The 22,974-nt window shown below is 69.5% G+C and carries 19 protein-coding genes and 1 tRNA gene; 12 read left to right on the top strand and 8 right to left on the bottom strand.

Annotation, left to right across the window (positions count from 1 at the left end; all coding sequences use genetic code 11):
• Positions 1-135: 135 nt before the first annotated feature.
• The 4 genes from AB0D14_RS39330 to AB0D14_RS39315 form a co-directional block, all read right to left on the bottom strand.
• Positions 136-1,524 (bottom strand): OFA family MFS transporter, encoded by a 1,389-nt coding sequence (locus tag AB0D14_RS39330; RefSeq protein WP_362788566.1) that lies wholly within the window; start codon positions 1,522-1,524, stop codon positions 136-138.
• A 228-nt stretch (positions 1,525-1,752) separates the two neighbouring features.
• On the bottom strand, positions 1,753-3,885 hold the full coding sequence (locus tag AB0D14_RS39325) for an acetate--CoA ligase family protein (protein ID WP_362788564.1): 2,133 nt from the start codon (positions 3,883-3,885) through the stop codon (positions 1,753-1,755).
• Between the two features lie 3 nt (positions 3,886-3,888).
• Positions 3,889-5,175, bottom strand: a complete 1,287-nt coding sequence (gene frc / locus AB0D14_RS39320) for a formyl-CoA transferase (RefSeq protein ID WP_362788612.1) — start codon at positions 5,173-5,175, stop codon at positions 3,889-3,891.
• Positions 5,176-5,194: 19 nt separating this feature from the next.
• Positions 5,195-6,880 carry a thiamine pyrophosphate-binding protein gene (locus AB0D14_RS39315; protein WP_362788561.1) on the bottom strand — a complete coding sequence of 562 codons (1,686 nt, stop codon included), beginning with the start codon at positions 6,878-6,880 and terminating at the stop codon, positions 5,195-5,197.
• Positions 6,881-7,066: 186 nt separating this feature from the next.
• Between AB0D14_RS39315 and sucC the strand changes: the two genes are divergently transcribed.
• From sucC to AB0D14_RS39295, 4 genes are all read left to right on the top strand, one after another.
• Positions 7,067-8,197 (top strand): ADP-forming succinate--CoA ligase subunit beta, encoded by a 1,131-nt coding sequence (sucC, locus tag AB0D14_RS39310; RefSeq protein WP_362788559.1) that lies wholly within the window; start codon positions 7,067-7,069, stop codon positions 8,195-8,197.
• Positions 8,198-8,208: 11 nt separating this feature from the next.
• Positions 8,209-9,108, top strand: coding sequence for a succinate--CoA ligase subunit alpha (gene sucD / locus AB0D14_RS39305; RefSeq protein WP_362788556.1), 900 nt, complete (start codon positions 8,209-8,211; stop codon positions 9,106-9,108).
• Positions 9,109-9,407: 299 nt separating this feature from the next.
• Positions 9,408-10,949, top strand: coding sequence for an aldehyde dehydrogenase family protein (locus AB0D14_RS39300; RefSeq protein WP_362788553.1), 1,542 nt, complete (start codon positions 9,408-9,410; stop codon positions 10,947-10,949).
• A gap of 251 nt (positions 10,950-11,200) precedes the next feature.
• Positions 11,201-11,285, top strand: a tRNA-Leu gene (locus tag AB0D14_RS39295).
• Positions 11,286-11,404: 119 nt separating this feature from the next.
• Here the strand turns inward: AB0D14_RS39295 and AB0D14_RS39290 are convergent.
• Positions 11,405-12,838: a recombinase family protein gene (locus AB0D14_RS39290; protein ID WP_362788550.1), complete on the bottom strand. Its 1,434-nt coding sequence runs from the start codon at positions 12,836-12,838 to the stop codon at positions 11,405-11,407.
• A gap of 384 nt (positions 12,839-13,222) precedes the next feature.
• Positions 13,223-15,508 carry a hypothetical protein gene (locus tag AB0D14_RS39285; RefSeq protein WP_362788547.1) on the bottom strand — a complete coding sequence of 762 codons (2,286 nt, stop codon included), beginning with the start codon at positions 15,506-15,508 and terminating at the stop codon, positions 13,223-13,225.
• A gap of 367 nt (positions 15,509-15,875) precedes the next feature.
• On the opposite strand from AB0D14_RS39285, the gene AB0D14_RS39280 reads away from it, so the two are divergent.
• Entirely contained in the window at positions 15,876-16,727 is an 852-nt protein-coding gene (locus tag AB0D14_RS39280; RefSeq protein WP_362788543.1) for a hypothetical protein, read from the top strand.
• Between the two features lie 183 nt (positions 16,728-16,910).
• Here the strand turns inward: AB0D14_RS39280 and AB0D14_RS39275 are convergent, their stop codons facing one another.
• Positions 16,911-17,585, bottom strand: coding sequence for a Uma2 family endonuclease (locus AB0D14_RS39275; RefSeq protein WP_362788540.1), 675 nt, complete (start codon positions 17,583-17,585; stop codon positions 16,911-16,913).
• Between the two features lie 483 nt (positions 17,586-18,068).
• Between AB0D14_RS39275 and AB0D14_RS39270 the strand changes: the two genes are divergently transcribed.
• The 4 genes from AB0D14_RS39270 (at position 18,069) to AB0D14_RS39255 (ending at position 20,058) form a co-directional block, all read left to right on the top strand.
• Positions 18,069-18,218 carry a hypothetical protein gene (locus tag AB0D14_RS39270; RefSeq protein WP_362788537.1) on the top strand — a complete coding sequence of 50 codons (150 nt, stop codon included), beginning with the start codon at positions 18,069-18,071 and terminating at the stop codon, positions 18,216-18,218.
• 61 nt (positions 18,219-18,279) lie between these two features.
• Complete coding sequence (locus AB0D14_RS39265; RefSeq protein WP_362788534.1) at positions 18,280-18,642, top strand: SEC-C domain-containing protein; 363 nt, start codon at positions 18,280-18,282, stop codon at positions 18,640-18,642.
• Positions 18,643-18,664: 22 nt separating this feature from the next.
• Complete coding sequence (locus AB0D14_RS39260) at positions 18,665-18,976, top strand: hypothetical protein (RefSeq protein ID WP_362788530.1); 312 nt, start codon at positions 18,665-18,667, stop codon at positions 18,974-18,976.
• A gap of 527 nt (positions 18,977-19,503) precedes the next feature.
• Positions 19,504-20,058, top strand: coding sequence for a TetR/AcrR family transcriptional regulator (locus tag AB0D14_RS39255; protein WP_362788527.1), 555 nt, complete (start codon positions 19,504-19,506; stop codon positions 20,056-20,058).
• Here AB0D14_RS39255 and AB0D14_RS39250 read toward each other — a convergent pair.
• On the bottom strand, positions 20,055-21,422 hold the full coding sequence (locus AB0D14_RS39250; RefSeq protein ID WP_362788524.1) for a cytochrome P450: 1,368 nt from the start codon (positions 21,420-21,422) through the stop codon (positions 20,055-20,057). The genes AB0D14_RS39255 and AB0D14_RS39250 overlap by 4 nt on opposite strands.
• Positions 21,423-21,504: 82 nt before the next feature.
• Here AB0D14_RS39250 and AB0D14_RS39245 point away from each other — a divergent pair, with 82 nt between their 5' ends.
• The 3 genes from AB0D14_RS39245 to AB0D14_RS39235 all read left to right on the top strand — a co-directional run bounded on the left by AB0D14_RS39245 (position 21,505) and on the right by AB0D14_RS39235 (position 22,894).
• Positions 21,505-21,696, top strand: coding sequence for a hypothetical protein (locus AB0D14_RS39245; protein ID WP_362788521.1), 192 nt, complete (start codon positions 21,505-21,507; stop codon positions 21,694-21,696).
• Positions 21,697-21,847: 151 nt separating this feature from the next.
• Positions 21,848-22,597, top strand: a complete 750-nt coding sequence (locus AB0D14_RS39240) for a transposase (RefSeq protein ID WP_362788519.1) — start codon at positions 21,848-21,850, stop codon at positions 22,595-22,597.
• A gap of 135 nt (positions 22,598-22,732) precedes the next feature.
• Positions 22,733-22,894, top strand: a complete 162-nt coding sequence (locus tag AB0D14_RS39235; RefSeq protein WP_362788516.1) for a hypothetical protein — start codon at positions 22,733-22,735, stop codon at positions 22,892-22,894.
• Positions 22,895-22,974 lie beyond the last annotated feature (80 nt).

The following is a 22,974-nucleotide window of genomic DNA, read 5'->3' as shown; positions in this document are numbered from 1 at the left end:
GTGGTTCTAGGACGTCGGGGACAAGTGCGTCGGGGACGGGTGCGGCGGACACGGCACGGGATTGCTCCGCTCCGAAAGGCTCATGACGGGGTGTCCACGTGGCTACCTATCGGTTCGAGTCGTCTGCTCACCGGTTCAGGCCATCTCCTCGCCGATCGGGTGCGGGTTGGCAACGACGTGCTTGGCGCTCGGACGGCCGGGAGCGCGGAGGAAGAGCGCCAGGACCGCTGAACCGAGGCCGATGCTGCCGGCCAGCGCGAAGGCGCCTCCGTAGCCCCAGGCGCTCACGACGAGGGCTCCCACGCCGGAGCCGACAAGACCCGAGATGAGCTTCGAGCTGTAGACCATGCCGTAGTTGGAGGCGTTGTTGTTCTCGCCGAAGTAGTCCGCCGTCATGGCCGCGAACAGCGGGAAGATCGCGCCGCCGCCGAAGCCGGAGACCATCGAGCAGACCAGGAAGAACGGCATCGAGCCCATGTTCCCGGAGAAGAACACACCGAACTGCGAGCAGCCGAGGACGATACAGACGATGACGAGGGTGTTCCGGCGGCCGTAGCGGTCCGAGATCCAGCCGATGACACCGCGGCCGGTGCCGTTCACGATCGCCTTGAGCGACATGGCGGTGGCCACGATGCCGCCCGCGAACCCCATCTCCTTTCCGAAGGGGACCTGCATGGCGATGCCGAAGATGTTGATGCCGGCCGTGCACAGCAGGCAGAACCACATCATCCACAGCACGGGCGTCCTGGCCGCCTCGCGCGGCGTGTACTGCTTGACCGCCGGCGGGTTCTTGGCCAGTGCCCGCACGATCCGCGGGTCGGTCGAGGTCTTCAGCGGGTCGACGTGCGCGGGCCACCAGTTCTTCGGCGGGTCCTTGAAGAACCAGCCCGCGACGGCGACGATCGTGCAGCAGACCACGCCGACGAAGACCAGCACCGTCTCGTAGTTGGACAGGTCCATGTACGAGGTGAACAGGAACACGAAGGGCACGGAGCCGTAGGCGAAACCGCCGTTGACCATGCCGGTCTTGCCGCCCTTGCGCTCCGGATACCACTTGCCGACCATGTTCACGCAGGTCGCGTAGACGAGGCCGGCGCCTATGCCGCTGAACATGCCGAAGCCTATGTACGCGACGATCACATGCGGTGCGAACGCCAGCGAGACATAGCCCAGGACCGTGCCGAGCGCGCCGAGCATCATGGCGTACCGCGCGGGCAGCCTTCCGCTCTCGCGCAGCTGGCCGGCCGGGAAGGCCACGGCCGCCTGGAAGAACACCCAGACGCCCATCAGCCAGAAGATGTGCCCACTGTCCCAGAGGTGGGCCTGATGCAGGGTGTCCTCGGCGGAGGTGAACGCGTACTCCGAGGAGCTGATGCCCATCATGCCCATCCAGGGGAAGAGCACCATGGTCCAGCGTGGTCGCCCCATGATGTCCCGGTCGGATTCGCCGAGCCGGTACAGGCGGCCGTTGCGGTCCGTCACCTCCCTGTAGGGGACGGATGTCGTGAAGTCGGTGGTTGTCATGTCGCGTAGCACCCCTCGCGTCGAAAGCTCTGGCCAGCGCCCCCTGTCCAATGCCTTTCGTGTGCGCACGGGTCCTGGGGCGGGCCGACGCGCACCGTCGGCCCGCCCCTTCACCGGGTCAAGTCATGAACTGCCCCCAAACAACCCCGCCGCCCGTGCCCAGCGGGCTGCGGCCGGCCCGGGGAGCGATCCCCGGACCCCCGGTCGCTCCGCAGCCGGGCCGCCGCGTCACAGCTGCCCCGCCGCCCGTGCCCAGCGGTACTTCGCGCCGAGCACCGCCACCGGCTTCTCGGTTGTGTACGGGTAGGCCACGACCCCGTGCTCGAAGAGGTACTGGCAGGCCTCCTCGACCTCGACGTCGCCCGCGAGCGACGCCACGACGGGCTTCTCGATCCCGCGCTCCCTGAATTCGGCCACCACGCGCGCGGTGAGCTCGGCGAAGACCATGGGAGGGGTCACGATGGTGTGCCAGTAGCCGAGCACCAGCGAGTGGATCCGAGGGTCCTCAAGACCCAGCCGGATCGTCGCCTCGTACGTCGACGGGGGTTCGCCGCCCGTGATGTCCACCGGGTTGCCGGCGGCCCCGAAGGGCGGGATGAACTTCCGGAAGGACGCGTCCAGGTCCGGCGGGATCTCCATCAGGGAGAGGCCGTTGTCGGTCACCGCGTCGGACAGCAGTACGCCGCTGCCGCCGGCGCCCGTGATGATCACGATGTTGTCGCCCCGCGGCGTCGGCAGCACCGGCAACGCGCGCGCGTACTCCAGCATTTCGTTCAGGCCGGGCGCCCGGATGACACCGGCCTGCTTGAGGATGTCCTCGTACACGGCGTCGTCGCCCGCGAGAGCGCCCGTGTGAGAGCCCGCCGCCCTGGCACCGGCCGCCGTACGGCCGGCCTTCAGGACGATCACCGGCTTCTTGGGGACGGTCGCCCGCGCGGCCTCCACGAAGGCGCGCCCGTCCTTGAGGTCCTCCAGGTGCATGGCGATGCACTTGGTATTGGGGTCCTCGCCGAACCAGGTCAGCAGGTCGTCCTCGTCGAGGTCCGACTTGTTGCCGAGCCCCACGATCGCGGAAACACCCGTCTTCGTGGTGCGCGCGAAACCCAGGATGGCCATCCCGATGCCACCGGACTGCGAGGTGAGCGCGACACCGCCCTTCACGTCGTACGGCGTGCAGAACGTGGCGCACAGGTCGTGCCACGTCGAGTAGTAGCCGTAGATGTTCGGACCGAGCAGCCGGACGCCGTACCGCTCGCCGATGGCCACGATCTCGTCCTGGAGTTCCTGCTCACCGGTCTCTGCGAACCCGGAGGGGATCAGGACCGCGTTGGAGATCCCCTTGCGTCCCACCTCCTCCAGGGCCGAGGCCACGAACTTGGCGGGGATGGCGAAGACCGCCACATCCACCTCACCGGGAACGTCGGTGACACTCTTGTACGCCTTGCGGCCGAGAATGTCATCGGCCTTGGGGTTCACCGGATGGATCTCTCCGGAGAAGCCGCCGTCGATGAGGTTGCGCATGACCGAATTGCCTATCTTGCCCTGCTCGTTGGAGGCACCGATCACAGCCACCGACGAGGGCTGCATCAGCCGGCGCATCGAGGCGAGGATCTCGTCGCGGCCGTACTTGCGGCGGGGCTTGGCCACCGACTCGGCGAGGATGACCCGGATGTCCGCGGCCATCGCGCCCTCCGGGGTGGCGATCACCGGGTTGAGGTCGACCTCGGCGATCTCCGGGAAGTCCGACACCAGTTCGGAGACCCGGCGGATCTGCTCGGCGATCGCCCACCGGTCCACCGCCGGCGCGCCCCGCACACCGCGCAGGATCTCCGCCGCCCGGATCGAGTCCAGCATCGACAGCGCCTCGTCCGGGTCGACGGGCGCCAGCCGGAACGTGACGTCCTTCAGGACCTCGACCAGCACACCGCCGAGCCCGAACGCCACGACCTTCCCGAACGTCGGATCGGTCACCGCGCCGACGATGACCTCCTGCCCCTGGGGGAGCAGTTCCTGCACCTGTACGCCCTCGATGCGGGCCTTCGCGTCGTAGGCCCGGGCGTTGTCGATGATCTTGTGGAAAGCTGCGCGTACGTCCGCAGCCCCCTCCACACCGACGACCACGCCGCCCGCGTCGGTCTTGTGGAGGATGTCCGGAGAGACGATCTTCATCACGACGGGGCCGTCGAAGCGTGCCGCGTACGCGACCGCCTCGTCGACGTCGGTCGCCAGTTCCTCACCGGGGACAGCGATCGCGTACGCGTCGGCGACCACCTTGCCCTCGGGCGCGGTCAGCGCCATCCGTCCTTCGGCCCGCACGGCGTCGAGAAGCGCACGCACCCTCAGCACCCGGTCTTCGGCCATCAATCAGATCACTCCGTTCGACTTGAGCAGGCGCAGTTCCTCGTCACCGAGACCGAGCTCGCCGACGTACACCTCTTCGTTGTGCTCGCCGAGCAGCGGCGAACTGGTCACGTCCACGGGGGAGTCGGAGAGCTTCAGCGGGCTGCCCACCGTCACGAAGTCGCCCCGCTCGGGGTGCGGCACTGTCACGACCATCTCGTTGGCGACCAGCGACCGGTCCTCGATGATCTCCTTGGTGGAGAGGATCGGGCCGCACGGGATGTTGTGGGCGTTGAGCTTCTCCAGCACCTGCCACTTGGGGAGCGTGGCGGACCACTCCTCGATCAGCTGGAACATCTTGGTGAGCTGGGGCAGGCGAGCCTCCGGGGTCGCCCACTCCGGGGCGTCCGCCAGCTCGGGCCGGCCGATGAGTTCGGTGAGCGGCTTCCAGCCGACGGGCTGCACGATGACGTACACGTAGTCGTTGGGGCCGCCCGGCGCGCACTTGACGGCCCAGCCGGGCTGGCCGCCGCCGGACGCGTTGCCGGACCTGGGAACTTCGTCGCCGAAGTCGTCGTTGGGATATTCAGCCAGCGGCCCATGCCCGAGGCGCTGCTGGTCCCGCAGTTTCACCCGGCACAGATTCAGCACGGCGTGCTGCATCGCCACGTTCACGCGCTGCCCGCGCCCCGTGCTCTCCCGCTGGAACAGAGCGGCGAGGATAGCTGCCACCGCGTGGATACCCGTGCCCGAGTCACCGATCTGGGCCCCCGTCGCCAGCGGCGGCCCGTCCTCGAAGCCGGTGGTCGACATCGACCCACCCATGGCCTGAGCGACGACCTCGTACGCCTTGAAGTTGGTGTACGGGCCGTCCCCGAACCCCTTGATGGAGGCATAGACGATCCGCGGATTGATCTCCTGGATGCGGTCCCAGGTGAAGCCCATGCGGTCGACCGCGCCCGGCCCGAAGTTCTCGACCATGACGTCGGAGCGCCGGATCAGCTCGGTGAGGATCTCCTTGCCGCGCTCGGTCTTGGTGTTGAGGGTGATGCTCCGCTTGTTGCAGTTGAGCATCGTGAAGTAGAGGGAGTCGACGTCCGGGAGGTCACGGAGCTGCTTGCGCGTGATGTCTCCGGTCGGCGCCTCCAGCTTGACGACGTCCGCGCCGAGCCAGGCGAGCAGCTGGGTGGCGGAAGGACCGGACTGGACGTGCGTCATGTCGAGGACGCGGACGCCTTCGAGAGCCTTGGGCGACGTTCCTGCCGTGGAAGCCGTGGAAGCCGTGGAAGCCGTGGAAGCCGTGGAAGTCATGGGGGTCATCGGGGACACCTCACTTGTACATCGTCTGGTTCATGGTTCCGGGGGCGTACGCGTCCGGGTCGACCCAGACGTTGATGAGCGAGGGCTTGCCCGACTCACGGGCGCGCTGGAGCGCCGGGCCGATGTCGGCGGGGTCGCGGACCTCTTCTCCGTAGCCGCCCAGCATCTGCGCGAACTTGTCGTAGTGGACGTCACCGAGGGTGTTGCCGACCCGCTCGCGCTCCAGGCCGTACTTGGCGGCCTGGCCGTAGCGGATCTGGTTCATGGAGGAGTTGTTGCCGACGATGCCGACGAAGGGGAGGTCGTAGCGGACGAGGGTCTCGAAGTCCCAGCCGGTGAGAGAGAAGGCGCCGTCCCCGAAGAGGGCGACGACCTCCTTGTCGGGCCGCGCCTTCTTGGCGGCGAGCACGAAGGGGACGCCGACGCCGAGGGTGCCGAGCGGTCCCGGGTCCATCCAGTGCCCGGGCGACTTGGGCTGCACGACCTGCCCGGAGAAGGTGACGATGTCGCCGCCGTCGCCGATGTAGATGGAGTCCTCGGTCAGGAAGTCGTTGATCTCGCTGACCAGCCGGTACGGGTGAATGGGCGAGGCGTCCGACTTCAGGCTCGGCAGCCGCTTCTCGATGGCGGTCTGCTCGGCGGCGCGCAGTTCGTCGAGCCACTCCTTGCGCTTCGACGCGCCCCCGTTGATGCGTCCGGAGACGGCCTCGGTGACCGACTTGAGGACGAGCCCCGCGTCTCCGACGATGCCGAGGTCGACGTCCCGGTTCTTGCCGACGGTCCGGTAGTCGAGGTCGATCTGAACGACGGTCGCCTCCTGCGACAGCCGCTTGCCGTAGCCCATGCGGAAGTCGAAGGGCGTACCGACGATGACGATGACGTCGGCGTTGGAGAAGGCGTACCGGCGCGAGAGCTGGAAGTGGTGCGGGTCGCCGGGCGGCAGCGTGCCGCGTCCGGCGCCGTTCATGTAGGCGGGGATGTTGAGGGCGCGTACGAGGTCGACGGCGGATTCGGTGCCGCGGGTCGTCCACACCTGGCTGCCCAGCAGGATCGCCGGCTTCTCCGCGTGTACGAGAAGGTCGGCGAGCCTCTCGATGGCCTCGGGGTCACCGGCCGAGCGGGTCGAGGCCCGGTACTGGCCGGCGGCGGGGATCCGGGCCTTCTCCACCGGCACCTTGGCGTCCAGAACATCGCGCGGGATCTCCAGGAAGGACGGCCCCGGCGCCCCGTGGTAGCACTCGCGGAACGCCATGGACACCATGTCGGCGACCCGCGCGGTGTCCGGCACGGTCGCCGCGAACTTGGTGATCGGCGTCATCATGTCGACGTGCGGCAGGTCCTGCAGGGACCCCATCTTGTGCTGGGTATGGGCTCCCTGGCCGCCGATCAGCAGCATCGGGGACTCCGCGCGGAAGGCGTTGGCGACACCGGTCACGGCGTCGGTCGTGCCGGGGCCCGCCGTGACGACGGCGCAGCCGGGCTTGCCGGTGATGCGTGCGTAACCGTCGGCGGCGTGGGCGGCGACCTGCTCGTGGCGTACGTCGACGACCTCGATGCCCTCGTCGACGCAGCCGTCGTAGATGTCGATGATGTGGCCGCCGCAGAGCGTGTAGATGACCTCCACGCCCTCCGCTTTGAGTGCCTTGGCGACCAGGTGACCACCGGAGATGAGGTTCTGGCTGTTGTCGTCGGGCATGGCGAAGTCCTGTCCCTTCGTAGGGGATTGGGTGCGCGGAAGTGCAGCTCGTACGTGGTGCGCGCACTGTTCCTTGATGCCGTCGCGGTACATTGCATACAGTCGACGAATACTGTATGAAGCTTGTTATCCCGCATCCGGTGGGTGGTGTCCAGGGGGCGTGCGGACTTTTCAGAGGGAGCCGAGATGGACCTGTTCGAGTACCAGGCAAGGGAACTCTTCGACGAACACGGCATTTTGGTACCGAGGGCAGAGGTCACCGCCTCACCCAAGGAGGCGCGTGAGATCGCCCGCAGGCTCGGTGGCCGCGTCGTCGTCAAGGCGCAGGTGAAGACCGGTGGGCGAGGCAAGGCGGGCGGCGTGAAACTTGCCGCCGACCCGGCCGCCGCCGAACTGACAGCACGCCAGATCCTCGGTATGGACATCAAGGGACATACGGTCGGCAAGGTCATGCTGGCCCAACCGGTCGACATCGACAGCGAGTTCTACGTCAGTTACGTACTCGACCGTGCGGCCGGCCGGTTCCTCGCGATCGCCTCGGCCGAGGGCGGTATGGACATCGAGGAGGTCGCCGCCACCCGCCCGGACGCGGTGGCGCGGATCCACATCGACCCGGCCGAGGGCGTCACCTCGGCGAAGGCCGCCGAGGTCGCAGAGGCCGCCGGCCTGCCCCCGCAGACCGTCGACGTCCTGGTCAGGCTCTGGGACGTACTCATCCGCGAGGACGCCGTCCTCGTCGAGGTCAACCCCCTCGTCCGTACGGCGCAGGGGCAGATCCTCGCCCTCGACGGCAAGGTCACCCTCGACGACAACGCCCGCTTCCGACAGGCACGTTGGGGCGACCAGGGCTCGACGCACGACGACCCGCTGGAGGCGGCCGCCGCGGCAAAGGGGCTCAACTACGTGAAGCTGGACGGCGAGGTCGGCATCATCGGCAACGGCGCGGGCCTCGTCATGTCGACCCTCGACGTGGTCGCCGGCTGCGGCGCGCGCCCCGCCAACTTCCTCGACATCGGCGGCGGCGCCTCCGCACAGATCATGTCCGACGGCCTCTCCGTCATCCTCTCCGATCCGGCCGTCAAGTCTGTCTTCGTCAACGTCTTCGGCGGCATCACCGCCTGCGACGCGGTCGCCGACGGCATCGTGCAGGCGCTGGACAGCGTCCAGTTGACCAAACCACTGGTCGTCCGCCTCGACGGCAACAACGCCGTACGCGGCCGGGCGATCCTCGACGACCGCGCGCATCCGCTGGTCCAGCAGTCCACCACCATGGACGGCGCCGCGCGCCGCGCCGCCCAACTCGCCAACGCAGGCTGAAGGAGCGGGACATGGCCATCTACCTCACCAAAGAGAGCAAGGTCCTCGTCCAGGGCATGACCGGCGGCGAGGGCATGAAGCACACCCGGCGCATGCTCGCCGCCGGCACCGACGTCGTCGGTGGCGTCAACCCGCGCAAGGCGGGGCAGAGCGTCGACTTCGACGACCGCGTCGTCCCCGTCTTCGGCTCCGTGGGCGAAGGCATCGAGGCGACCGGCGCCGACGTCAGTGTCGTCTTCGTCCCACCTGCCTTCGCCAAGGCGGCAGTCGTGGAAGCCGCCGACGCCGGTATCGAACTCGCCGTCGTCATCACGGAGGGCATCCCGGTCCACGACTCGGTCGCCTTCACCACGTACGCGAGGGCCAAGGGCACCCGGATCGTCGGACCCAACTGCCCCGGCCTGATCACCCCGGGCCAGGCCAACGTCGGCATCATCCCCGCCGACATCACCAAGCCCGGCCGCATCGGCCTGGTCTCCAAGTCCGGCACACTCACCTACCAACTCATGTACGAGCTGCGGGACATCGGCTTCTCGACCTGTGTCGGCATCGGCGGCGACCCCGTCGTCGGCACCACCCACATCGACTGCCTGGCCGCCTTCCAGGACGACCCCGACACCGAACTCATCGTCCTGATCGGGGAGATCGGCGGCGACGCCGAGGAACGCGCGGCCGCGTACGTCCGCGACCACGTCACCAAGCCCGTCATCGGCTACATCGCCGGGTTCACCGCGCCCGAGGGCAAGACGATGGGCCACGCCGGCGCCATCGTGTCCGGCTCGTCCGGCACGGCCCGGGCGAAGAAGGAAGCCCTGGAAGCGGCGGGCGTACAGGTGGGCGGCACCCCGACCGAGACGGCCCGGCTGGTGCTGGCCCGCCTCGAAGCGGAATGTGCTGCCACTCATGGTTGACATGGCATCACTTCCGGACGCCACCCAGCTCCGCTAGCGCCCCCGCACAACCTTTCCCCGTACGACCTCACTTCGCGCCGTACGACCCCACCTCTCGCCATACAACCTCACCTCGCGCCGTACGACGCCTCGCCGTACGACGCCTTCTTGTACGACGTCTCCGTCTGGGAGTACGCAACCTCGGTGCTCCCGTGCATACGTGAGTGCGACTCCGGCGCTCCTGTACTGCCGTACTCCCGTAACGCGAGACGAGCCATGCACAACCGCCCCCGACTGTGCACCGAGAGCGGAGCAACCGAATGGCACCGACCCTCACCCTCAAGTCCCACACTTCCTGGACCGACGCCTGGCAGCGCTGTCTGGCCGCGGCACCCGAGGCCTTCAGGGACGACCGCGTCCTCAACCTCTGGGGCGCCGCCTGGCGGGCGGACGGCAGGGCACTGCCCGCCATGAGCCCCGTCGACGGCAGTCCCATCGCTGGGCCGCCTCGACTGGACGGCGGCACGGCCCACAGGGCCGTCCGCGCGGCCCTCGACCACCACCGCGCCTGGCGGCACGTACCTCTCGACGAACGCCGGGCCCGCGTCGCGGCCACCCTCGACGCACTCACCCAACACCGCGAACTGCTCGCCCTCCTCCTCGTCTGGGAGATCGGCAAACCCTGGCGCCTCGCGCAGGCCGACGTCGACCGGGCCATCGACGGAGTGCGCTGGTACGTGGACGGAATCGAGCCCATGATCGAGGACCGGACCCCGCTGGACGGACCCGTGTCCAACATCGCGAGCTGGAACTACCCGATGAGCGTGCTCGTTCACGCAATGCTGGTACAGGCACTGGCAGGGAACGCGGTCATCGCCAAGACCCCGACCGACGGCGGCGTCGCGTGCCTCACCCTGGCCTGTGCGCTCGCCGCCCGAGAGGGAATACCCGTCACCCTCGTCAGCGGCAGCGGAGGCGAACTGTCGGAGGCGCTCGTGCGCGCGCCCGAGATCGGCTGCGTCTCCTTCGTCGGCGGCCGCGACACGGGCGCCGCGGTGGCGACCGCCGTCGCCGACCTCGGCAAACGACACGTACTGGAACAGGAGGGCCTGAACACCTGGGGAATCTGGAACCACACCGACTGGGACGCGCTGACGGCAGTCGTCCCCAAGCTCTTCGACTACGGCAAACAGCGCTGCACGGCCTACCCGCGCTTCGTCGTCCAGCGTGAGCTGTTCGACGAGTTCCTGACCGCGTACCTCCCGGCGGTCCGCACCCTCCGCGTCGGCCACCCCCTGGCCGTCGAGCAGTCCGAGGATCCGTACCCGCAGCTGGACTTCGGGCCGGTGATCAACGCGGCCAAGGCGAAGGAGTTGCACGACCAGGTCGCCGAGGCGATCAACCGCGGCGCCGTCCCGCTGCACCGCAGCAAGCTCGCCGACGCCCGTTTTCTGCCGGGCCAGGACACCTCGGCGTACGTCCAGCCGGTCACGATCCTGAACCCGCCCCCGTCCTCCCCGCTCCACCACGCGGAACCCTTCGGCCCGGTCGACACCATCGTCCTGGTCGACACGGAGGCGGAACTGCTCGCCGCCATGAACGCGTCGAACGGCGCGCTGGTCGCCACCCTGTCCACGGACGACGAGGCCACGTACAACCGCCTGGCCCCGCAGATCCGAGCCTTCAAGATCGGACACGGAAAGCCCCGCTCCCGCGGCGACCGCGACGAACTGTTCGGCGGCTTCGGCGCGTCCTGGCGCGGCGCGTTCGTGGGCGGAGAGCTCCTGGTGCGCGCGGTCACGCACGGCCCGGCGGGAGAGCGGCTGCCGGGCAATTTCCCGGAGTACCACTTGATGCCGTGACGGTTGCCGTGTCGGTCGTTGTGACCGACGCCGTGACGGCGAGACGGTGACCGCGGGTGGGTGGCGCCGCAGACGCGACACCACCCACTCCGTAGCAGTTCGGTAACCCATGGTGAAGCCCGAGGCGCGCCCCTCGCGCCTCGCCGGGCGCCCCGCCTGGCGAGGAAACGCAGGTGAAAGCCACTCCGAAAGCTTGGTATTGTTGTCCATGTCGCCGCGGGGAACACCCCCGTCCAGGCGGCAGACACCTAGTCCGGGTGGCGGAATGGCAGACGCGCTAGCTTGAGGTGCTAGTGCCCTTTATCGGGCGTGGGGGTTCAAGTCCCCCCTCGGACACACCTTCTGTACACGCGGCCTGTTTTCAGGGCAGCGTCGATCGGCACCCGATCTCGGCCTGAGGCCGGGGCGGGTGCTTTTCGCTGTCTGTCTCCGTACTCGCGTGGAGCTCTGCCTGGTCAGTCGAGGTGTATGCGCTCCTTTCCGGAGGTTTGGGCGGTGATGGTCCGGGCCGCCGGGTCGAAGAGGAGCCCGATCTGGTGCCCGCGCAGATATGTGGCTGCCGCTTCGGCGGGCGGTGCTGTCGGGGCTCCGGTGGTGCGCACGTGCAGGGCGGGCAGGGCCGCCCAGCCCCGATCTTCGCGGACGTAGGCGTTGCGTGGCCGGGCGGGGTCCGGTGGGGTGGTGCTGGAGTGGCCGTGGCGGCACCGGTAGGCGGGGTGCTGGTGGGGCCAGCAGGACTCCATCCGCCGTCCGCAGATCCCGCAGGTGAGCAGGCCGGCCAGCCGGTAGGTGTGCCCGGGCTTCTGGGCGGTGGCGCGGATGGACTGGGCCCGGACGAACTCCGTCTCGTTCACCAGCGCCGGGTGGGCGAGTTGGCGGGAGATGACCCACTCGTCGCGGGGGTTCCAGCGCATCACGTCACGGTCCCCGAGGGTGTTGTTGTCCGGGTCGAGGAGGATGTGGTCGGTGCGCTGGCGGTTCCAGACCTGGCGGCCGGTGTAGCAGGGGTTGCTCAAGATCGCGCGCACGGTGGTGAGGGACCACTGGCGGTGGGTACGGTGCGGGTTGCGCTGAGGGTCGGCGGCGGACGGGCAGGGGATGCCCACGTCGTTCAGGGCGCGGGCGATACGGGGCGTGCTGTGTCCGGCCAGACGCTGGGCGAAGATCCATTTCACAATGGGGGCGTACTCGGGGTGGGGGTCGAGGCACTGGAGGCGGACACCGCGGCGGGCCAGGGCCCGGTTGGGATGCGGGCCGGCGTCCACCTGCCGATATCCGTACGGTGGGCGCCCGCCGAGATAGCGGCCCTGGTCGCGGGCTTGGATGGTCATGGCAGTGCGTACCCGGATGCGGATGCGGGCGATCTCGCGTTTGGGGAGGATGCCCAGCAGGACCATCAGCTCTTCCTGGGCGAGGATGTTGGGGTCGAGGGGTCCGCCCAGCTCTGGGATCCACACCGGTATCCGGTAGTGCTCGAACAAGGGGGCCAGTGCGGCGAATTGGTTGCCGTAGAAGGCGCGCTCGCTGGAGCCGATGACGATGGCATCGAAGCCGCGGTCGGGATCGGCCAGGGCGGCCACGAGCGCGGCGGCCCGCGGGCGGCGGGTCCAGGGCAGGACGCGGCTGTGCCCGACGTCGAAGAACTCGGCCGTCACCCGCCCGTACCCGGAGGTGATCGCCTGTGCGCGGAGCAGCTGCCAACCCAGGGATGTCTCCGGATCCTGATGGTCCTCGGTGGACACCCGGCCGTAGAACGCGAAGCGCAGCCCGTCAGGCGCAGCGGGTTCGGAGCCGGGTGAGGGCCGGGCGGTCTCACTCGCCCAGGTGGCCAGCATGCCGGATCGCCCGACGCTTTGATCGGTGTCGAGAGCGAGAGTTCGCCCCGCCATTCGTCTCACCTCCCGCGTACGAGGCCGCCGGTCCGGCTCGGTCGGCCCTGGACGGAGAGCGGGTGCGGCCGCGCGTCTTGTCCGGGATGGCTTCGCCTGTGGCTGAGATGCCTGTTGGAGTGCGGGAGCACAACCAGCGCACTGGCGCATCCGAGGTGTTCGCTTCAGTTGAGGAGCGGGGCCGGGGAGGCATCAGGGAGCCGGAGGCCGGCCGGTTCGGCTTCCTGAGGCAGTTGTGGGCAGTAGCCCTGGTCGGCCAGCCAGGCACGGGCCGGCCGCGCTGCCGCTCGTCACTCAGCCGGTGATAGTCGCGCCATGCCTGGTCGCCTGACGTCAAGACAACCGGGCCGGGCGGCGGACTCCCGCCGTGCGGGAACGGTCGGCTCAGCGGCGCTTCTTCCGCTTCTTGCCCTTGGCGTTGCCGGCGGCCTTCCGTTTTCGCGCCGCGTCCGCCCGCAGCCGTCCCCACGAGGCGGCTCTGCTGCGCAGCCCGGTCACGTCGATCCGGGCGAGACGCTCAAGGCCGGCCCGGTCCGGGTGGCCGGAGGCGCATGCCAGCCGGAGCATGGTGGTGAACATCTCGGCGTCGCCCCTGGAGTGGCCCAATTCCGCCAACAGGCCGTCCTCGCCGCCGAGTTCCCGCATAAGGAGCAGGCTCTCGGCGACGGCCAGGGCGGACTCGCGCTCGTCCATGTCCTTGATGGCGGGCAGGGTGGCGGATCCGGTGGTGTCACCCGGGTCCGCGGTGTGCTGTCCTGCCACCCGCTCCTGTGCGATCAGGAGGGCGTTGGGGGCCAGTTCCGCGTCGTCCCGCAGCGTGCGCAGCAGCTGTGGGCCGAGTCCGTCGGGCAGGTCCATGGTGAGGAGGCGCAGCATCGCGTTGCGCCGGGTGTGCAGGCGGACCCGGGTGAGCGCCCCGGCGAGAGCGGGTCTGGCAGCGTCCCAGCCGCCCTGCGCCGCGATCCACCCGGCGAGCTCCGCACGGGTCTCGTCGGGCCCGTACTCGTCGAGCAGTGAGGCGAGCAGGGCCGTGGCGTCGGCCTTGCGCAGATCACCCAGGGCGGGGGCGCGGCGGCCGAGGGAGGTGAGCAGCGCGCGGACAGCGTAGGTGCCGAGCGGGGTGAGCCGGACAAGTTCGACGTCGTCGCCCTCGCAAGCGCTCAGGAGGTCCCGGCCGGGAGCGGCGTCTTCGGGGCGACCGGCGCCCGGTCCGCCCGCCGTAGCGAGGGCGCGCAGGGGTTCGGTGATCGTGGTGTCGACGGGGCCGCGCGTGAGATCGACCATCCCCGCTGCCGCGAGGAGGCGGAATACGGCGTGCAGTTCGGCGGCGGAGTGCCGGTCGGAGGCGTCCGCGGCATCCTCCGTCACGAACCAGTCGTCGTCCTCCAGGTAGCTGGTGCGCACCGTGTGCCAAAGCAGTGGCCACGGCGTGGCGGCCGGCATTCCGTACAGCGCGGCGAGGACGTCGGGCAGCAGCAGGTCGAAGCGTGGGTAGAGCCGGGACGGGACATCCCATACAGGGCCGGTGAGGAGCGGATCGCGCAGCCCGGGCAGCGCGGTGAGCGCACGGGCCGCGAGAGCGAGAGGGTCCTCCCGTACGGCCCTGGCGCCCGCGACCGCCACAAGGCGGCCCCCGTACACCCGCACCAGACGGGCCTCGCGCGCCCACTCCACAAGGAGCCGCAGGTAGGGGAGCTGGTCGGCGCGGCGAATACCGTCGAGCACGTCGCCGGCGAGATGTCCGAGCGGGCCCGCCGCCGCACCCAGGCCACGCTCCGTGCCGAGCAGGCGGGCGAGCTCGATCGCGTCGGCGGTCTTCAGGCGGCCGGTCTTCGTCACCGGACGCCCGTCCTTGCCGAGCCATCGGGCGATCTCCGCGAGTTGCCCGAGCACACCCGCGTCCGCGGCGGCCCGGCGCAGCGACGAGTCATCGTGCAATGCCACCGCGGGCAGCGCCGGTTCCCGTTCCTGGAGCAGGCTGCGGCCGCCGGGACCGGCCCCGGTGGCCATGACCCCGCCGGACAGCCGGTTCAGCATGACCTTCTCGAGTTGCTCCTCGTCGTAGGCGACGCGGCCCGCGCGGGCATCGGAAAGGAAGCGGTCCAGGGAGCGCTCGCTGTGGATATCGACGCCTGAGCGGGCTGCCGTGAGCATCCAGAACTTGGCTGGGCCCATGAACCGCGGGTCCTGCATCGCCTCGGCATGGGCGGCCCGCAGCTCCTCGGCGGTCTCGCGCAGGCGGCCGGGGTTCTCGGAGCGCGGGTCGAGGATGCCGGCGGCGGCCAGGAACTCCACCAGAGCGGCGACGGCGCCCGGAGCGTCGTTGTCGTCGGCCTCCTGCGGAGGGACGGTGACGTGCCGGGGCAGCCATTCCAGGAGCAGCGCCCGCACATGCTCCTCGCGCCAGAGAGCCAGGCGCCCGTCCGCCGTGCCGCGATGCCGGTACTCCAGGGCGTGGGCGAGGAAGAACTCGTCGAGTGCGCTGCGGCTCTCGTCCGGGCCGGCGGTGGCCAACTGCTCGTGCCGGTGCTCGATGACGAGGCGGACCAGGCTGTCGCACGCCGACTCGAAGTCGTCCTCCCGGTCGTCACCCTCCGCGTCCGTGGTCCGAACCGGAGAGATGAGCGCAGGGCCGGTGAAACGGGGGTCGGCGTCAAACAGCAGCCTCACGCTGAACCATCACTTTCTGATGAACTGGATGTCGACTGCCAGCTGCGGGACGTGTTACGGACACGGACTTTGCCCACGCCCCGCGCCGTCCTGGGTAGTGGACGCGGCGTGACACGAACGTCAGCTGTCGACAATACGCCGATCGGAACCAGGCGCGGCATGGGGCTTGACAGATCTCTGCGCAGGCCTTTGGCCGTGGCCTTGTGCTGATCGAGCCTGAGCCGGGCGATCTGATCGCGGCGTACACATGGCCACTGTTGTTGCAGGCCGGGGGCTTGCCAGAGCTGTCCGTCCTGCTGTGAGCGAGCCGTCGTCGGACCTGGCCCCTGGCCGGAAACCGGCCCACGCCATACGCTTGAATACCTGGATGGCAGCCGTAGTGACCGCAGAGACCGTGCAGCAGACCGCGAGCAAGGCCGCCTTCCGTGCCGGGGAGCAATTCCACGGTCAGGGGGCCGTCCGGGAGTGCGCCGCGGCTGATGGCGGTGCCGCCGGAGGAGTCGTCGTCCAAGGGGCGCGGAACAGCGTCTGGGTCGGAGTGGTCGGCCGACGGCTGACCGGCACCTGCGACTGCGGCTCCCGCAGTACTTTCTGCGCACACGCCGTGGCGCTCGCTCTCGCCGCCGTGCACGATGGCATCGGCTGGTCTCCCGCGCCGCAGCGGGACGTGGACCGGGCCGATGCCGCGGCGGCCTTCCGTTCCCTTTCGGCCGCCGAGCGCGGCGGTGTGCTCGACGCGTTGCTCGCCGAGCGGCCTGAACTGCGCGCGGACGCACAGCGCCTTGCGCTCACCCTGCTCAGTCCGGCGGGCACTTCGCGGAGCGCTCCCGACGCCTTGGCCGCGCTGTCGGACCTGCGTGAGGACACCGCGGCAGGCGTCGAAACGGTCCTGGGCGACCTCGACATCGAGGATATGCGTGCCGGACGCCAGCCGGGCCGCGGCTATGTCGATGAGTACGAGGCGGCCGGGGAGTTGGTCGAGGTCGCTCTGCAGCCGTACAAGGACGACGTGACCCGCAGGCTCCGTCTCGGCCTCTCCGACGCCGCCCGGGCCGTCGCCCTGGGGATCATCGACGGCCTGCGCGCCTGTGAGGGCTCCTACGACGGCGACCAGGTGCTCTGCTACGCGGGGGAGGACCTCGCCGAGTCCTACGGCTGGGGACTGCGCGAGCAGTTCCGTAAGGCTGGAGCGCCGCTGTCCGACATTCGCCCCGCGTAGTCGCCTCCCGTCCCACCCCGGCCCGAAGTCCCGAAAGGGCACCTCATGGCCTCCAGGCCGCACCCTGGTGCCGGCACTGACCGAGGAACTCGCCGCGGAGTACCGCGCGGCCCGGATGCCCACCAGGCCGCAACCCTCTCCCGGCTCGGTGCCCAGGCCCTGGTCGAGGGCTGAACGGACCCGTCAGAAGGCCAGCTCCTCCCAAGAGATATGAATCTTGAACGGTTCGGGGAAAACGACCCCCGCGTCGCCTGGCTCCCACTCGCCCACGGGGACGTATACCGCAGGGCGCAGCGGCTTGACCTTGAGTCCGTCTGCTTGGATCGGGGCGAGCTCATAGGCCCGTACCCAGGTGATGTCCCAGGTCTTGGCGGAGTCGAGCTCAACCTCCCAGTACCAGGGGATGCCCGCCTCCGCGTACCGGTCCATCTTCCAGTTCCGACGCTTTGGCGTGTCCGAGCCGGAGAGCACCTCGCCGACCAGGGCCACATCAGCGGCGAAAGTGTCGGACCCGCGCTCGAGGCAGTGGCGGACCAGGAAATCCGGCGTGAGGAAGCTGCTCTTGTCCGGGGCGAAAAACACGTTGGTCTCCACGCCGACCTGCCAGCACTGTCCGTTGCCGCCGGTCGCCGGGCCGGACATCGCGCGCCTGGCGCAGGTCTCCAGCGCATTGCGCATACGCACGCTGAACTGCTGATGCTCGAACGGGCCACGCCGCGCCCGCACGACCCGCCCGTCCCACAGCTCTATCCCGCCGGCGACCTCATCAGGCAGCCGCTGCAACTCGTCCCAGGTCAATCGCTCGGGAATCGCATGTTCCGGACCCTCGACCGCGTCTGTCGGCATGCTGTCCTCCACCCGACGATTCCTGCGTTTCACTCTAGCGGGCCGGTGCGACAGCACACGCACTGACCGGCGCTGTCTCGCCGTCTGTGCCGCCTCACCAGCCCCCCAGCACTCTCGGCCGCGCAGAGAGGAGACCGCCTGCGAATCGAAAGTTGTTGGCGGGCTGTTTGTCGGTTGGTTCGTCGCTCGTCAACGTCACGTCGGCCGTGAGTCCGACCGGTGGCGGCCGCGGCAGGATCGACCGGCTTCGGCGCCGCGTCCGCAGGGACGGGGTCGCCGCCGTTCCTGCCGACGGGACCCCGTCACTGCCCGGCCGTCCGGGTGTGGGAGTGGCGGCTACCAGGCGTCCTGGGTGGCGAAGTAACGGCGCCAGAGGTCGAGCTTCTGGTCCGATGCCACGCGCATCGGACCGTAGTTCTCGCCGATTCGAGAGCGTCGAAGCCCTCGTCGATCAGTCGGGCGGCCATGCGTGGGGCCTTGAGGCGGATCAGTTCCATGAGTCTGCGGCGGTCCACCTACCTGTCGGGCAGGGAATGGGCCAGGGGCGCCGACAAGCCGGTCTACACCTACTTCTGGACGCACCGTCCGCCCGGCTCCGACCACGGCCTACGGGGCGCCTACCACGGCTCCGAGATCGTCGCCTGAACCGCCCAGGACCGCAGGATCGCCGACACCCTCTCCTCCTACAGCGGCCTTCGACGGGATCGTGCTGCGCTGGGTACGCGAGGACTTCGCCGCGGTACGCACCCGCTGGCCCGAGTCGACCGACTCCTACGGGGACGACTACACCGCCTACACGCAGCGGCTGCAGACCGACGCGCGCACCTACGCGGAGGCCGGCGCGGCCCGGGTGCACATCGTCAGCGCCACCCTGGCCGCGTACGACGTGTTCGCCGTCCGTGAAGGGCACGATGCCGAGACCCCGGACACCCGCCGCACGTTCAGCAGGCATGTGGTGCGCGCCCACCCGGACGAGTCGCTGGCCTGGCACCCGCCGCGGAACGGGCCATGCTGGTGCGACTCGGGCCGAAAATACAAGAAGTGCTGCGGCGCCCCGGCCGATAACTGATCACGCAGGGAAGGACCCCACAGTGGAGGGTCTGTCGGACCAGGACCTCGACGCCATGATCGCCGAGGCGCTCGTTGATGCCTACGGCGAGGACGAAGAGCTGGTCGGCTTCCATATCTTGCTCAGCGACCGCGTTACCGCGCCCTTCACCACCGAAGTGTTGGGAGTTGACGTCATCGTCGAGGAGATCGACCTGCGACCAGGCAGCGGAGTGGTAGCGATCTGCCGCCGCGGACGGATCCTCCAACCCATAGGGCTGCGAGACCTGCCGCTGCCCGACCCTCCGCCCGAGGGCACCGAATGGATCGAAGCTTTCCGCCACTGGGCCCTGTGAAGCCCTTCGGTGAAAGTGTCCCGAAGAGGGAGGGATCCATGCTCCGGAATCGACGGGGCCCTTGCCCCTGCCCCTCGATAAGGCCGGGACCAGAGAGCGCCACCCCTGTGAGGGATGTCGACCGGCGTCCAAGTTCAATACGCTGAGTGGTATCTGCCCTACACCGATAGCTCAAGTACCGCGGTGAGACACGCATTCCGTGGGCTCCCGGTATCGATCCCCCTCGGACACAACCACTGACGATACGCAATTGAGGGCCTCGACCTTAGGGTCGCGGTCCTCGTTGTGTGTTCGTAGAGCCGTTCGGTTCGAGTCTGACGTTATGCTTGATCCGCTCGGTGGGGAAGCGCAACAGCTATCGCAACCAGATCATCAGCGTGGCCCGGTCGGGTCACCTGTACGGGTGATGGCAGTCAAATCCCTGTAGTGGGAAGCTCCGAGGGCTCCGTTGAAGGTTCTGGGGCCCGAGCGCGTGGCGCGGCGGGTTTCGTCACGGGAGAGCTCCGACAAGGGACGGACGGTGACCGGTGGGCGGGGAAAGACTGTACGACGCCCTGCTGACGGCCGCGATCCGGCTTGCGTCGACTCGGATGTCGCTGGCCGTGCCGTCGCTGCGGGCGGTGGCCCGAGCCTGTGAGGTCTCGGCCACCGCGGTCTACCGGCACTTCGCCTCGCAGAGTGACCTCAATCGGGCGGTGCTGCTGGCCATCGACGCGTCCTTCGTGGACAGCGTGGCCGGCAACGACGACCCCGGGCGGCCGCCGCGGGAACGGCTGCGTGGGCTCGCGCACGGGTATCTGCAGTGGGGTCTGGCCAATCCGGGCCTCTATCAGCTGCGCTTCGAGAGCGCAGACCAGCTCGGCACCGACTACGTGCACAGCAACGCGGCCGACGCTCTGCTGGCCCACATCGATGAGCTGGTGGATGCCTCGGGCGGCGCGGCGGGGCTGACCGCCGCCGACCTCTGGAGCTGCCTGCACGGTGTGGTGTCGCTGCGCATCCACAAGCCCGACCACCTCTGGCCCGAGGAGCCGGCGGCGCAGCTGGAGCGGCTCCTGACGGCCTGGGGGTTCGCCGCCTAACCACGGATCGGCCGTAGTCGTACGCCGACGTTGGTGGGGAACACCGCGAGCGTGACCCGTTCGCCGACCGGGCCGCCGGAGGTGTCCGGCTCGATGGTGAAGTTATGGCAGGTCATGGCGATCAGCAGCATGCTCTCGATGAGGGCCAGGTTGCGGCCGGGGCACAACCGCGGGCCGCCGCCGAAAGGGTGGGACGCCGGCGCGGCGGGCGGGTCCGACAGCCACTGCTCGGGCCGGAACGGGCCAGGGTCGGCGCCGTCGTCGGTCAGCAGGATGAGGACCGTGCCGGGGTCGACGCGCAGCCCGTCGCCGCCGTCCGGGATGGTGGTACCGGTCACGGCCTCCATGATCAGGTACGGGGACGGCGGGTTGACCCGGGCCGTCTCCTTGACCACGGCCTCGACGTAGCCGAGCCGGGACAGCGACGCCGCGTCGTCGGGGAGCTGCCGGTCGCCCAGCACCTCCGCGGTCTCGGCCCGGACCTTGGCCTGCGCCTCCGGGTGGTTGGCCAGGTGGTGCATGGCCCAGGTGACCTGGGCGGCGGTGTTGTCCTCGCCGGCGACCAGCATGCTAACGATGGAGCCGGCCGCGTCCTTCGCGGTCAGCGGCTCGTCGTGGTCGAGGCTGTGCTTGACCAGGGTGTCGAGATAGCAGGTGGGCTGCTCGCCAGCGCTCATCCGCCGGTGGGCGTCGGCGTAGCGGTCGGCCACCAGCGCGCTCGCCTCGGCCACGACGGCGTCGGTGCGCCGGTCGGCCGGCAGGCGGAACCATCGCCAGTACGGCACCGGGCTGTACATCCGGCGGACCAGCGTCGAGGCGATCAGCGGCAGCCGCTGGTGCACGCCGTCGGCGTGCGGCCGCCGGACCGCGTCGAAGTCGTAGCCGAGGGTCAGGCTGCCGATGACCTCGAGCGTGTACCGCGTCATCTCGTCGAGGACGTCGACCCGCCGGTCCGGTCCGGCCGCCGCCCAGTGGTCGCGCAGGCGGCCGGTCGACCGGACCATGGTGCCGAAGGCGTTGCGCAGCGAGGTGACGCTCAGCCCGGGCACGGCGCTGCGCCGCAGTCGGCGCCAGTCGTCGCCCTCGGCGTTGAACAGGCCGTGGCCGCCGATTTCATCGATCACGTCGGACAGGTAACTGGCGCGACGGAACGTCTGCGGCCGTTCCCGCAGGACGGCGCCGACGATCTCCGGTGCCGAGGAAACGACCGCGGTGATCGGGCCCAGCCGGACCCGGTAGGTCGGGCCGAGCCGGTCGCGCCAGCGAAAGAGCGTGCGGTGCATGGTGCCGCCGCGGGCCAGGGCCGGGCCGTGCCCGACGACGGGCAGGCCGGGCGGCTCGGGGAGATCGGCAATGGTCGGCATGGGGCACAATTCCTTCGAGGTTGACACCTGTTAACTTTTGGCGGGAGCGTACCAGAGCTGCCAGAGGCGGACCGATCATCGTGTGCGCGGCCGCGGTGACCAGGCCGCAGTCGTAGCTGACGGCGAACTCGAAGCGGCGCTCGCCGCCCGGCCCGGTGTCGCCCAGGTCGCGGACCATGAGGGCGCAGCCGTGTGTGCGCCCAGGATCACGACCGTCCACTTCTGGGCGAGCGGGTCGAGTGAGGGGCCTCGCGGTTTCACGGCAGGCGTCTGACCGTCTATTTCACGCGGCGATTCGCAACTTCTCGTACTGGTAGTTCGTTAGATCCGGTGGTGCTGTGAGTTGACGGTAGGTCGGGTTGGTCGTAGGCCGGTGGTAGGAGTCAACTGCTCTGCTGGAGGCCGGAGATGACCGCTCGCCGTCCGTGTCGGCCCGCGCCGGGGCCATTGGAGGAGCGGAGGAGTTCGCGGCCCAGTTCGACGACCTCTTCTTCAGCCTGGCGCAGTGGCGAGGTTTTCGCGAGTACCTGACCGGGCTGCTGGCGCCGCGGGAGCGGAACAAGACGATCACCTGCCTGGCCGGTGCGGAGCCGGTGACCGGTGCCGGGAGGCCGGGGGTGCAGCGGCTGCACTTCTTCCTGTCCGAGTCCCCCTGGGAGGCCGAGCGGGTCAACGACCGGCGCCTTGAGCTGCTGCGCGAGCAGGATGCGACGGCTCCGCACGACGGCGGGGTCATCGTGATCGACGACTCCGGGGACCGCAAGGACGGCACGGCGACCGCGAACGTGGGCCGGCAGTGGCTGGGCCGGCTGGGCAAGACGGACAACGGCATCGTCACGGTGACCACGGTGTGGACCGACGGCCGTGTGTACTACCCGCTGCACGCACACCCTTATACCCCCGCTCATCACTTCGCCCGCGGACGTTCCGATCCGGCCTTCTGCACGAAACCGCAACTGTCCGCTGCTCTGCTCTGCTCTCGCAGTCCGCGGGAAGGAAGCCGGCTTCGGCTGCCGGGCGGTGGTCGCCGACTGTGCTTACTGAAGTCAGCGACGACTGGTACCTCGCACTGCGCGAGGCCGGCCTGGCCTACGTGGTCGCGCTCAAGCCGCACCGCGGCACCCGGGCCCCGGCCGATCAGCCGCACACTCCCATTGAGGCTGCCCAGTCTCTGACCTGGAAGGATGCCAGGCGTCCCGGTGACTGGACACCCGTGGAGCGTCGCTTCCGCGACGGGCACACCGAGACCTGGTGGGCAGCTGATCCAAGTCTGGGCGGATACCGGCCCCGACTTGCCCTGCCGACTGGTCGTGGCCACCACCGACCCGGCCCGGCTGCCGGCGAAGGCCACCTGGTACCTGGCCACCAACCTGCCCCGCCCTGACGCACCCCACGCCTTCACCGGCCCGCACCCGCCGGCCGACCTTGCCGAGATCATCCGCCTCTACGGCCTGCGGCCGTGGATCGAGTGAAGTAGGCCGCCGACGAGGTGCCCCTGGTTGGGGTCCTTTTTCGACGGCCCCTTCCCGAACCGGACGGACCCGTTTTCGGG

This window comes from Streptomyces sp. NPDC048484 (assembly GCF_040651415.1).
GTDB lineage: Bacteria > Actinomycetota > Actinomycetes > Streptomycetales > Streptomycetaceae > Streptomyces.
This window is presented reverse-complemented; position numbering and strand designations above follow the sequence as displayed.